The organism is Ktedonobacter robiniae, assembly GCF_016587375.1.
In the GTDB taxonomy this organism is placed as follows: Bacteria; Chloroflexota; Ktedonobacteria; order Ktedonobacterales; family Ktedonobacteraceae; genus Ktedonobacter; species Ktedonobacter robiniae.
The window spans coordinates 2,050,965-2,064,228 of the sequence record NZ_BNJG01000001.1; the positions used below are offsets into that span (position 1 = coordinate 2,050,965).

General features: G+C 55.5%; 9 protein-coding genes. 3 read left to right on the forward strand and 6 right to left on the reverse strand.

Annotation, left to right across the window (positions count from 1 at the left end; all coding sequences use genetic code 11):
- Positions 1-19 precede the first annotated feature (19 nt).
- The 6 genes from JMJ04_RS08595 to JMJ04_RS08620 form a co-directional block, all read right to left on the reverse strand.
- A complete protein-coding gene (locus JMJ04_RS08595) occupies positions 20-763 on the reverse strand; it encodes a response regulator transcription factor (protein WP_201370123.1) in 744 nt (247 codons plus the stop codon).
- A 239-nt stretch (positions 764-1,002) separates the two neighbouring features.
- Complete coding sequence (locus JMJ04_RS08600; protein ID WP_236038137.1) at positions 1,003-1,575, reverse strand: NUDIX hydrolase; 573 nt, start codon at positions 1,573-1,575, stop codon at positions 1,003-1,005.
- 189 nt (positions 1,576-1,764) lie between these two features.
- The gene (locus JMJ04_RS08605; protein ID WP_201370125.1) at positions 1,765-2,160 is read right to left on the reverse strand and encodes a response regulator; all 396 of its coding nucleotides are present in this window, start codon (positions 2,158-2,160) and stop codon (positions 1,765-1,767) included.
- Positions 2,161-2,351: 191 nt separating this feature from the next.
- Entirely contained in the window at positions 2,352-3,977 is a 1,626-nt protein-coding gene (locus JMJ04_RS08610) for a benzoate-CoA ligase family protein (protein ID WP_201370126.1), read from the reverse strand.
- Between the two features lie 139 nt (positions 3,978-4,116).
- Complete coding sequence (locus JMJ04_RS08615; RefSeq protein WP_201370127.1) at positions 4,117-4,878, reverse strand: TlyA family RNA methyltransferase; 762 nt, start codon at positions 4,876-4,878, stop codon at positions 4,117-4,119.
- Positions 4,879-4,948: 70 nt separating this feature from the next.
- Positions 4,949-5,965 carry an ROK family protein gene (locus JMJ04_RS08620; protein ID WP_201370128.1) on the reverse strand — a complete coding sequence of 339 codons (1,017 nt, stop codon included), beginning with the start codon at positions 5,963-5,965 and terminating at the stop codon, positions 4,949-4,951.
- Positions 5,966-6,283: 318 nt separating this feature from the next.
- On the opposite strand from JMJ04_RS08620, the gene JMJ04_RS08625 reads away from it, so the two are divergent.
- From JMJ04_RS08625 to JMJ04_RS08635, 3 genes are all read left to right on the forward strand, one after another.
- The gene (locus JMJ04_RS08625; protein ID WP_201370129.1) at positions 6,284-7,468 is read left to right on the forward strand and encodes a lysylphosphatidylglycerol synthase transmembrane domain-containing protein; all 1,185 of its coding nucleotides are present in this window, start codon (positions 6,284-6,286) and stop codon (positions 7,466-7,468) included.
- A gap of 220 nt (positions 7,469-7,688) precedes the next feature.
- Positions 7,689-11,207, forward strand: a complete 3,519-nt coding sequence (locus JMJ04_RS08630) for a DNA polymerase III subunit alpha (protein ID WP_201370130.1) — start codon at positions 7,689-7,691, stop codon at positions 11,205-11,207.
- Between the two features lie 216 nt (positions 11,208-11,423).
- The gene (locus JMJ04_RS08635) at positions 11,424-13,178 is read left to right on the forward strand and encodes a PrsW family glutamic-type intramembrane protease (protein WP_236038138.1); all 1,755 of its coding nucleotides are present in this window, start codon (positions 11,424-11,426) and stop codon (positions 13,176-13,178) included.
- Positions 13,179-13,264: the final 86 nt, after the last annotated feature.

Here is a 13,264-nt window from a genome sequence, read left to right on the forward strand (position 1 = left end):
CCAGAGTGGGCCTGGCTCCTCAAGAGGACGACTCCATGCCTGGAGGAACAAACTTATATCCCACGCCCCAGACCGTCTGAATGACCTGTTGCACCTGTTTCGTAGACTCGAGCTTCTTGCGCAGCGTGCCAATGTGGACATCGACCGTACGCCCATCTCCCAGGTAGCTATAGCCCCAGACCTGGTTGAGGAGCGTCTCGCGTGTGAACACCCGGTCTGGTGCCTTCGCCATGAGCGCCAGCAGGTCAAACTCTTTGACGGTCAGCGAGAGTGCCTGTGGGCCGACGGTGACGCGTCGCGCGGGTATATTAATCAATAGGGAGCCATAGCTCAGCTCTTCACCTGAGGCGCTCTTCTCGTCGGCGTGATGTCCCTCGCCCTCCACACCGGGACTGGAATAGAGGCCAGCCCGGCGCAGGATGGCCTTGACACGGCTTATGACCTCGCGGGGGCTGAAGGGCTTAACCAGGTAGTCGTCTGCGCCCGAATCCAGGCCTGCGATGCGGTCCTCTTCGCTCTGGCGCGCGGTGAGCATCAGAATAGGCGTATTAGCCCAGGTGCGAATACGCCGACATACCTCCATGCCATCGAGCATAGGCAGCATCAGGTCTAGAATCACTAGATCTGGCTTCTCACGTGCATGGAGTTCAATACCAGCTATGCCATCGTTAGCGGTAACGACGGCATAGCCCGCCTGTTCAAGATAGAGGCGGAGCAACTGAGCAATATTTGCTTCATCTTCAATGACGAGAATCTTCATCATTCTCTACAACCTGTTTCCCTGGAAGAATATGGTGTTACTATAGCAGACGCACATCAAAGAACTTTAAGAAATATGTAAAGCTTTTTTAAGCTACGCACTGACTGCTACTACTCTGTTAAACTTCATTTGAAAGGTATTCATGCCGCCTGCGGCGGCGGGGGAGAGGGAGTGCAGAGGGGCTGGCGCTCCTCTGCACTCCCCACTTCCTCTCCGTTTTCCGCTTCGCGCCATGTTCCAGTCTACTCCCTGGGCCTGAGGTATCCCAGGCGCTCCAGGGCCATATATGCGGCCGCAATCTGTCCCTGCACCAGAAACTCCCCGCGATGAATAAGCTCAAGTAGCTCTGCTGGCGTGACCAGCAGGTTCTCAATGACCTCCAAGGGGTCGGGCTTGGAGACTCCTGTTTGCTGGATATTCCGCGCCAGGTACCACCAGACGCGTGTGCGCGCCCCTGTGGGATTGGCATACATGTGAGCCAGGAACTCCATATCCTCGGCCACTGTGACGCTATAGCCAGTCTCCTCCATCAACTCACGGTGCGCCGTCATAAGCGGATTCTCCAATTCATCTGGATCGATTCCCCCGGCTGGGAACTCTAGCACCACCTGACCGATACCATGCTTGTACTGGCGATTGAGCAAGAAGCGACCATCCTCTGTAACGGGTACCACGCCCGCCCAGCCGAAGTTCTCAATGATGTAATAGTCTTCAACGATTGGTCCGCCTGGTACCTCTACGCGCTCGCTACGCACCCGCAAATAGGGAGTATCTAAAAGCCACCGTGATGATAGTGTCTTCCATGGCTCATGCATATCCTTCAAAACAGGGGTTCTCCTTCACTATAGAAGCATAAGAAAATGGTTGCACACACATTGTAGCACTGTGTAGTAAGGTATGTGGTGTGTAAAAGGCATGCTGGCAGCCTGTGGCTGCCAGCATGCCTTTTACACACCACATACTTGACTCTGGATAGGTGTGGGAGGGCTGGTTTCGAAAGAATTTCATTGACTTAATAACTGGTTAATAGTATTCATCAGAGTATCAATGTCAAAAGGCTTCTCTAGCCCCAGGAGGTGACGTTCCTCTAGTTCTTCGGTGCGCTGGCCCAGGCTCGCGCTGGTGATGATTGTAGGAACATGAGAGAGATCTTTCATGGCATGAAGGCGGTCATAGAGTTCAATTCCAGTCATTTCGCGCAATAGATAATCGATAATTAACATATCGACCTGAATGCTATGCGCCAGATTGAGCGCTTCATGCGGGGTTGTGGCAAGCAGGGTATAAAATTGTGGCTCCTCGGAGAGAGCCATTTTCATGACCTCGCCAATGGCCTCGTCATCTTCAACAACGAGAATCACCTTGAGGGTTTTGTTATCCACGCTCTGGTCTTGCGCCATATTCTACCTTCATTCCACCTAGTGTCTAAGGATAAACTTTGTTTGCTCACGAGTTCTGAACATATACAGATAACACGCCAGGGGCATCGATACAACAGACACGACGCCCCCAAATGGGTTATTATCATTCTCTATCCCTATCGACACTACAAAGGTGGAGATGAAGGTTGATCGCGCGTACGTCAGTAAAGCTATATATCAAGTGGAACCGTTTCGCCGGTGCCTCGCAATAGGAAACGCTGGATTTTGCCTGTCGCGGTCTTAGGGAGCTCAGCGCGGAACTCGATGTAGCGCGGATACTTGTGGGGCGCCAGTCGCCCCTTCACAAATTCCTTAAGCTCCTCTTCCAGGGCATCCGAAGGCTCTATCCCCTGCTTGAGAACCACGTAGGCCTTGGGTTTGACGAGCTGTGCCTCATCTAAGTCAGCTACTACCGCCGCTTCAAGCACCATAGGATGTGCGATCAGGATATTCTCGACCTCGACTGGCGAGACCCATTGCCCGCTCACTTTGAGCATGTCATCGGAGCGCCCACAGTACCAAAAGTACCCCTCCTCATCGAGATAATATTTGTCACCAGTAGAGATCCAGTGCCCCTTGATCGTATCCTTCGTCTTATCGTGTTTGTTCCAGTACGAGGCGGCAATACTCTCGCCACTAATCAAGAGGTTGCCGATATCCCCCTGAGGTACAGACTGGCCCTGTTCATCGACCAGGAGCGCCTGGTAGCCTGGAACAAGCTTGCCCGTGCTGCCAGGCCGGATATCGTCAAAGCGATTGCTGATAAAGATGTGCAGGATCTCAGTTGAGCCAATGCCATCGAGAATGGGTACCTGGAAGGCATCCTGCCAACGTCGCAGGAGATCGGCGGGCAGCGCCTCACCGGCGGAGACACAGACACGCAGCGAGGAACAATCAAAGCGGCGTGCGGCCTCAGGCAGCGCTAGCATACTGGCGTACAGGGTGGGAACACCAAAGAAGATACTGGGGCGATACTGCTCAATCACACGAAACATGTCTTCCGCCACGGCGCGCCCTGGATAGTGGATAGCGGAGCCACCAACGCCAAAGGGGAAGTAGAGGCCATTACCCAGGCCATAGGCGAAAAAGAGCTTGGCAGCTGAGAAAGTGACATCCGGCTCATGTATGCCCAGAACGGCGCGGGCATAGTACTCGGTACAGTACAACATATCGTGCTGCAAGTGTACACAGCCCTTGGGGAAACCTGTACTACCCGAGCTATAGAGCCAGAAGGCGCTATCATCCTTGCTGGTCGCCGCCGCCGCCAGGCTCGCCGAGGCCCGCGCGATCCACGGCTCAAATGTATGCGTCCGGGCATCAAGTGCGCTCTGTGTACCACTCTCTTCAACGATCACAATATGACGCAGAAAGGCCAGTTGTGGGCGTAAGGCTTGGATAATTGGCCAGAGCGAGGCATGGACCAGGAGCACACGCGCACGGCTATCATTCAGCATATGGAGATAGTCAGCAGCGCGAAGCAGGGTATTCATGGGAACGGGAACCGCACCAATCTTGATCGCGCCAAAGAAGGCCGCGGCAAAGTAAGGAGAATCGAGTAAGAGTAGGGCAACACGCTGTTCCTGGTCTACTCCCAGATCGAGGAGCGCGTTGCCCACGCGGTTCGCCAGTTCGCTTACCTGGGCGTAAGTGTAGGTCTGGCCCTCATAATAAATGGCGGGACGCTCGCCGCGCCCCTCTACAAGGTGACGATCCAGAAAGACTGAGGTCGCGTTGAGCTGATCGGGAACAATAACCTGTGGCGTCGCGGGGTCGTGTATGGGCTTGGCGTAGAGCATTGGCACACCTCTTTCATCTTCGAAAGATAGCCAACCAGGCGCGCAGGCGCGTCTCGTATGGCAAGCAAACGACATCCAGGCGATTGGAGGGAAGCTACGAGACGCGGTTGCGCGTATGTATACGTATGTAAAATAGCGCTTACACTTCTGCGCGGAAGCGTATATGAAAGAGGAACTCACGGTTCCCATCGCGTCCCAAAATTGGAGAGTCACTCACCTCCAGTACTTGTAGCGCTGTATGCTGGGGAATCCATTCCTGCAATTCACGCAGAACACGTTGGTGAACCTCGGGATCGCTAATAATACCATTACCTCGGTCCACCTCGGCCTTGCCAGCCTCAAACTGCGGCTTGACGAGCGAGGCGATCCAGGTTTCAGGCGAACGCACTAAGAGGGGTTCAAGTGCGGGTAGCACGAGGCGCAGCGAGATAAAAGAGACATCAATAACGGCGCACTGCATTGGCTCTGGAAGTGATTCCAGGTGCCGGATATTGGTGCGCTCCATCACGACCACGCGTGGATCGTTGCGCAGAGACCAGGCCAACTGGCCATGCCCAACGTCGACCGCGTAGACGAGCCGTGCTCCACGTTCAAGCAGGCACTGGGTGAAGCCGCCAGTTGACGAGCCAACGTCTATCGCCACGCGACCGGTTGGATCGAGATGAAAGGCGTCCAGGGCCTTCTCCAGCTTCAGTCCGCCACGGCTGACATACTTCATTTCGGGCGTGATCTCTGCGAGACGACACTCTACATCGAGCGGTATCATCGAACCCGCCTTGTCAACCATGCGCTCGCCTACATAGACCTGGCCCGCCATGATCAGCGCACGCGCACGCTCACGGCTTGGTACCAGCCCCCGCCTCACCAGGGCGACATCGAGTCTCTCTTTATTCGCAGCCATAAAAATGCTTGTGCATCCTCCCACACTCCATGTAAACCATGTTCCTGTTTTAGTATACCTTATTTTTCGCTTATGCCTGGTTGTAGTAGATCAGAGCACCGGCGCCAACGAGGCCGACGTTGGGACCCAGTTCGGCGGGTACGATGCGCGCCATCTCGCGAGGCACCTGCATTGCGCGCTGCTGGACGATAGCACGCGCGGGGGCCAGCAGTTGCTCGCCCATCTGCATCAGTCCACCCCCCAGGACGATAAGCTCGGGATTAAAAATATGAATGATATTGACCAGGCCAACACCCAGCGCCTCTGAAGCCTCGCCCAGGACCTGCTGGGCCAGGGACACACCAGCAGTGGCGGCCTGCGCGACCAGGCGCGCGTCTACACGTAGCTCTTCGCCCGCGTGCAGCCCAGACTGTTGCTGGCGCGCAAAGCGCAGGAGTTCTTCGCCCTCGCCACGGGCGATGGCGGCCAGGACACGGCGCGCGATGCCCGTTCCCGAGGCCAGACCCTCCAGACAGCCAACATTCCCACACCCACATGGCTCACCACGCCAATCAACGGTAATATGCCCCAACTCACCCGCGGCTCCCGCGATCCCCTCCAGAATCTTGCCGTTAGTGATCACGCCACCACCGATGCCAGTGCTGATGGTCAGATAGACCATTTCATTGCTGCCACGGCCGGCGCCAAAGAGATGCTCGCCCAGGCCAGCCGCGTTCGCGTCGTTCTCCAGGTAAATAGGTAGCTGGTAGTGCTCGGCAAAGATGTCCCGCAGGGGGATATCGGTCCAACCTGGCAGATTGGGGGGTGAGATCACGACACCAGTGCGGTTATTAAGTGGCCCCGGCGCGGCAATGCCAATGCCTGCTATTTGGGCAGGCGTGAGCTGAGCATCAACTAAGGCCTGGTCTACCGCCTGGAAGAGGCGTGGAATTACACGTTCGGGGGTACCGTTGTCACCGGTAAGCAGATTCGCGCGCGAGAGCAAGGTCGCACCCTGCAATACCGCCGCCCGAATCTGCGTCCCTCCAAGGTCAACTCCTACCACCAGGGGATAGGAAGCGTACGTTGTCTGGTTGTCACCAATCATATCAGCTCCACAGGTCTGCTTTTTTGTTAGATGATACTCCATTTCCCCAAGAGCGACAAGATTGTTAGAGATGCACTTTGGTACATTTATCTATTCTGAGTTACTACAATATGCTCATGCCGTTTTTTTACTTGAAAGTGGTAAATACCAGGGAGCAACCGTTTATTCATTAATGTTGTGTGCAACTTCTTTCAGGTAGGTGGTTGTGGTGGATGCTGGCAGCCTGCGGCTGCCAGCATCCACCACAACCATCTACCTGGACGAGCGCCGCAGGCGCGAGAAGTCAAAAGATGTGCTTTGTGGATGGGAGGGTAAGAGATGACGACGCTACCAAACCCAGGCCCCGATATGCCTTTGCGGCCTTTTCACAGCCTGCGCGACTTCGGCGCCTTTCAAGGCGTCTCCCAGACAACCCCACAGGTAACAGTACCGGGCGCCCCCGAACCCCGTCAACCCATGGCGTATGCTACACATCGCCCCCAGGTCAGGCAATCCCAGGTAGCGAGTACACAGACAGACACAAGCAAAGTTGCGACCGATACAGAACAGCTACAGCATGAGCAACGAAAGCGTTGGCTGATCATCGGCCTGCGCGGGAGTGTGAGCCTAGTGCTGCTTGGCTATCTGCTCATTACGGCTCCCTGGACATCTTTGTTCACAGCATTGCATTCCCTAAATTTCGGTCTCGTGGGCATCGCTTTCCTCCTGGGTGGCATGAGTAGCGTGGCCTACGCCTTTCAATGGCATCGTTTGTTGCGCGCCGAACATATTCGCTTTGACCTGGCGGACCTTATCAAGCTTCACCTGGTCAGCCTGACATTCTACCATTTTCTCCCAACCAGTATAGACGGGGATACGCTTAAGGCTACCTATGTTGGCAAATGTGCCGATAACCCTACCGGGGCGGCGAGCGCGATGATGCTTTGTCATGTCACCAGTTTTCTTGGCATGCTTGTGATAGCAGTGCCCATGCTGGTGTTACACCCTGAGCGTTTTCCCTTCGCTATAAGCATGTGGTTTATCCTGCTTGCGCTTGGCATTGGTGTGCTCTTCAGTGGCGCGCTTCTCGTCTCCCTGATGCTGCCGGAGATCATCTTTGGCAAATGGCTGGAGTATCGCCCGGTGCGAGCCCTGCTGCTCCTGGGCAATGCCCTCAGTATCAGCCTCAATCGTCCACATGCCCTGCTCTTCGCCATTAGTTATGGCCTGCTCTCCTGGCTCTGCGCCATCTTTAGCTGTCAGACCTGCGCCCTGGCTCTGGACATGCATATACCGCTCGCCTTCTACTGCGTGGCTGTGCCCCTGGTCACCCTGGTTTCAACCCTGCCTATCTCGCTCTGCGGCTTTGGTCTGCGTGAAGTCATTCTTATCGCTGTCTTTAGCGCCGCGCCCATCCCAGCGGGAAGCGCGCTTGCCCTGGCGCTGCTCCTGGATGCCCAACTCCTCTTCTTTAGCGCGCTTGGAGGCTATCACTACTTCACCCTGGGACGCCATAGTGTTTAAATAGTTTGAGAGTGTGCTGCGTGCTGGCAGTTTGCCAGCACGCAGCACACTCTCAAACTATGCCTACATACATAGACACTCAACCGCATATGTCGTACACTGATACAATCTTCCAGACCTTGACTGAATGAACAAATGTTCGTATTCTATAAAGTAATATATTGACGGTATAATATTTTCCCGTTACAGGCACATATGAATCGCACATGGAGGAGGCGCCATGGGGGCAGATTTCGCACACTTGCACGTGCATACCGAGTATTCTTTGCTCGATGGCTTGAGCCACATCAAAAAACTGGTACAGCAGACAAAAGAGCTAGGTATGCAGCACCTGGCAATCACCGATCATGGAGCAATGTACGGAGCGCTTGAGTTCTACAAGGCCTGTCGCGCGGGTGGCGTCCATCCTATTATTGGCTGCGAGGCCTATCTCACGGAAGATATGCAGGACCACTCCAGGCGCTTTAGCGATGACTATTACCACCTCCTCCTGATCGCGAAGAACAATACTGGGTATCGCAACCTGATGAAATTGACGACGATTGCGAATACCGAAGGCTATCATCTGCGTCCCCGCATCGATAAAAAGGCCCTGGCACAATATGCCGAGGGGCTGATCGTCACCTCGGGCTGCCTCTCCGCCGAAATTCCCAAACTGCTCCTGGCGGGTAGACAGCAGGAGGCGCAGCAGGCTGCGCGCTGGTACCAGGATGTCTTTGGACCCGAGAACCTCTATCTTGAGATTCAGGAGCACCACGGCGTCTGGGATAATGATACTCCTTCCCCCCAGGAGCGCCTCAACCAGATGCTCTACCAGATGCACAAGGATCTCCACATCCCTTTGATCGCCACCAATGACCTGCATTATATTCGCGCCGAAGACGCTCAGTCCCATGACGTGCTCTTATGTATCCAGACAGGCAGGCAGATCGACGCCCAGAAACGCTTCAAGTTTGATAGTCGCGAGTACTATCTCAAGAGTCCAGCGGAGATGCTCCAGCTCTTCCCCGAACTTCCGGACGCCTTGAGCAATACGGTCCGCCTGGCCGAGCAGTGCGAGGTCGATCCTCTGGCTCATAAAGCCAGCCTTCCCCAGGTGCAGATCCCAGCGCAGTATGCCTCCGCCAATGACTATCTCTACGCCCTCTGCCTTGAAGGGGTAAAGTATCGCTTTGGCGAGCTGACGGAGCCTATCAAACGCCAGCTCGACTACGAGTTCAGCATTATCATGCAGATGGGCTACGCGACCTATTTCCTGGTAGTCTGGGACTATGTTAACTATGCGCGCTCGCATGGCATTCGCTGTTCCGCACGTGGCTCGGCGGCTGGTAGCCTGCTGGCATATGTGCTGGGCATCACTAACGTCGATCCCCTGCGTTACCAACTACTCTTTGAGCGCTTCCTCAACCCTGAACGCGCGGATATGCCAGATATCGATATGGACTTCCCGGACGATCGTCGTGAAGAAGTTATCAACTATGTCGCACAGAAGTATGGCGTAGACCACGTGGCACAGATGGTCACCTTTAATACCATGGCTGCTAAGCAGTCGGTCAAAGATGTTGCGCGTGCCATGGGGCGGCAGGACGTTGGCGACCGCATTACGCGCCTCATCCCTACTGGCCCCCGTGTTACCCTACGCGGCTCGCTGGAGAGCGTGCGTGACCTGACCTCTACCTACGAACAGAACCCGGAGGCACGCGAGATCATCGACCAGGCGCTAGAGCTGGAAGGTGCCGTACGCAATACCGGCATCCACGCCGCGGGCGTCATCATCTCCTCGGAACCGCTGGAGCTCTTTGCGCCCCTGCAACTGCGTGACTTCCGCGATGCCAGCAAGGGCTTTATTACCCAGTTTGAGCAATCACACCTTGAGGAGTTGGGGCTGGTCAAGTTCGACTTCCTGGGCCTCTCCAACCTGACCATCGTCGATAACACACTCAAGTTTATCAAAGAGGCGCGCGGCGAAGAGATCGACCTGGAGAAGCTGCCCCTTGATCTCACGGGCGACCCCAAACAGGATCGTAAGCGCGCTAAGGCCTTTGAGTTGCTGGCCGCAGGCGAGACAACCGGCATCTTTCAGCTTGAGGGCGCGAAGATGCGCGAGTATATCAAACAGCTCAAACCCACCAGTGTCGAAGATATTATGGCCATGATCGCCCTCTACCGTCCTGGTCCTATGGAGAGCATTCCGCACTTCATTGATGCCAAGCATGGACGTCGAGCCGTGCAGTATCTCGATGAGCGACTCAAAACCTGGCTGGAGGAATCGTACGGCATTATCGTTTACCAGGATCAGGTGCTCCTCATTGCCGTCAACCTGGCGGGCTTCTCCTGGGGCAAGGTCAACAAGTTCCGCAAGGCCTTGAGCAAGAAGATCATGCACGAGGTCGAGGGTTATAAGGGCGACTTTATTCAGGGCTGTATCCATAATGGCATGTCGCCTAAGATCGCAGAGGAGCTATTTGAGCAGATCAAACCCTTTGGTGGTTATGGCTTTAACAAGGCCCATGCCGCCAGTTATGCCGTTGTAGCCTTCTCTACGGCCTACCTCAAGGCCAACTATACCGCCGAGTTTATGGCCGCCACGATGACGACCGAGGCCGCGGACGCCAGGAAGATCGCCAACGCCATTGCCGAATGCAAGCGCATGGGAGTCAAAATCCTGGGTCCAGACGTCAACAAGAGCAGCAAGGGTTTTACCGTTGAAGAGGGCGGTGTGCGCTTTGGCCTGCTGGCGATCAAGGGCATTGGCGATGCCCCGATTGATGCCATCATTGAGGCCCGTCAAGCCAAGGGACCCTTTAAATCCCTGGCGGACTTCTGTACCCGCGTTAATCCTCAATCGGTCGGCAAAGGTGCCCTCGAAACACTCGCCAAGGCCGGGGCATTGGATTCACTTGGGCGAGGCCAGCGCCACGTCCTGCTGGCCTCGCTGGAGCGCGCCATGCAGTATGGCAAGGGCGAGCGCGAGGCACGGGAGCGCGGCCTGCTCAGCCTCTTTGGTGAGATTGAAGAGCATGGAGGCGCCCTGGCCTTTAGCCTGGCCACCAATGTTGAGGAAATTCCCATGCAGCAGTTGCTGGATTGGGAGCGCGAGCTGATTGGTGTCTATATTACGCAACACCCCCTGACGCACCTGAGTGACACCCTGGCGAGCAAGGGCGTCACTCATCACCTGGGGCAGATCACAGATGAACTCAATGGCCAGAAAGTCATTGTTGGAGGCATGATCAAAGAGGCTCGACGCATTACCACCAAAAAGGGCGACGATATGTGCGTCATCCAACTAGAAGATATGTATGGTACAGTTGGCGTGACCGTCTTCCCACGCCTCTACGCTCAGACCAGGGAGCGCTGGGTAGAGCATAGCATCGTGATCATTAAAGGGGGAGTTCAGATACGACGCGACGAACCCGAAATCATCTGCGACGCCGTCGCTGTCCTGGAAGTTGAAGAGGTGGAGGCCCCACGCAAGCCCTACCAGGTCTGGCTCACGATCCAGATCAGCGGCAACGACCAGCAGGCCATTGAAAACGACATGCTCAAAGTGCAGGATATCTATCGTTTTATTCAGGAGCGTCCGGGGCGCGACCACTATGAGATCCTGGTTAGTAATGGAGAGTGGCAAGTACGCCTGACACCCGGTGACAACACCATGCACTACAGCGAAGAACTGCATCATAAGCTTGAAGATGTTCTGGGTGAGGGCGCGGTCGAAGCTACGCTTGCCGGTTGATTCCTGCAGCATTGCAAGGGCGCCGCGCTGCTAAAGCACGCGCCTACATATCATGAGACAAGTGCGTGCTTTAGCAGCGCGGACCTTTTTTCTTTGACAGCAGAGATGGTCAGCCGTTATACTTAGTAGCAACCATTAACCCTAGCAATTCGTACTAAGTATTAATCGCAAAAAATATACATATCTAAATAGTTTAAAAGAGAAGGCTTGAATATCGTGGGCGCAGAATATCGCGAGTCACCAACTGACTCAAGGCCAGTCTCTGGCCCTACTTCTAGCAACATGCCGTCGCATGAGCCACGCCAACCAGGCTCACAGCCCGCGGCCAATCCAGGGCAACACCCCTTCGACAAACACCAGGTGGTGGAGACACCTCGTCCCGCAATCCAGGTCTCTTCTCATCACTATAATGACTATCCAGGTGACAGCTACCAGGAACCTGTGTACCGGGAGCATGTTTCTGGCTATCTAGGGGCGCCATACCGGCCTCCCTTTCCTCCTACGCAGGCTGGACAGCCAAATGGACAGGGGCATCAGCCATATCAGCCTCAGGCGGCCCATAATGGGGCCTATGGGGCACAGCAACCCTATGCCCCTCATGCGCCCTATAATCCTTATGCTCCCGCTTCCTACGCACAACCCCATTACTACTATGGGCAGGTGCCATATGGCTATCCATATGCCTATGGCTACCCCTATGGTTACTATGCGCAACCCGAGGTTAAGGAGCCAGGGCGCACTTACCAGCTCACAATGGGTATTATTACCCTGATTGCATCGGCCCTCGCCTTTCTGGGAGGTCTCTTCTGCGTGCTCATGCTGGTGCTTACCTCGACTATAGAGGCCGCGACCTCCACCCTGCCTGCGGACCAGCGCTTCGCGTCGATCAGCCTGTTCACGGCCCTCGCCTTCGCGGGCATCATTGGTGGCGCAGCCTGCGGCTATCACAGCATTCGCGCGCTGCTGCGTAAACAGTCATGGGCCTTTAAACTTCCACAATTCTGGATTTTCCTGGCCCTCTACGTGGTCTTGATCGGTATCGCGATCGCGATGTCCATTGGCGGTGTGGCCACCGCTAGCATTCCCCTGACGCTCTTCTTGATTGCCCTGGCGGGCGTCTTCCCAGCCTTTACTGTAGCCTCCCTGGCCATTCGCCACATTCGCAAACCGAAGACCGCCCCCTGGCCCACGACCTGGAGGCGTTTTATTGTCGCCATGGTTAGCGGCGCCACCATCTCAATTGTGCTGGCCTCAGTGCTGGAGCTACTACTCGAAGTAGTAGTCAGGCTCGTCCTGGGGACCTCCAGCAGTATTCTAAGTAATCCCGATCAACTCCCCAGCGACCCCCGGAGTATCATCGCCCTGCTGGTCACGCTGTCGATCATCGCGCCCCTGGTTGAAGAGGCTGTCAAGCCCCTGGCCGCGATCACGATGCTTGGACGCATGCGCAGCGCTGCCGAGGCCTTTGTCATGGGTATGGGCTGCGGTATCGGCTTCGGGCTGGTGGAAACCGTGATGTATATCAGCACAGGCTACCAGGACTGGCTCCAGGTCGCGCTCCTACGTAGTAGCGCCTGCCTGCTCCATGGCTTTGGCGCAGGCATGGTCTCGCTGGGCTGGTATTATCTCACGCATAAAAACTCCACCAAGAAATACAATCGCATCTTGCTGGGCATCGGGTGTGGCGCATATGCTGTACTCCAGCACGCCATCTGGAACGGCTCAACCGGGCTGGAGCTACTGCCCTTCTTCCCCAAGGACAATTTCCAGCTTGGCACCTTCTCGCTCAGCCCTGAGTGGGCGATTGTCCCCGTCTACGTCGTGCTCTCCGCGCTGATGATCGCCTTTCTCCTCTTTGTCACCAGGAGGTTGCGCACACAAAACAGCGAAGGCGCATCCAAAGAGGCGCAGCCCCAACAGCAACCACAGCAGGCATGGAATGTGGCGCCACAACCAGCCCGCGTTGGCTAGGTATGTAAGAATGATGGTATGGTGTTTGGGCAAATGCCCAAACACCATACCATCATTCTTCCTTCGAAAATGGGAAAAGGATCGTT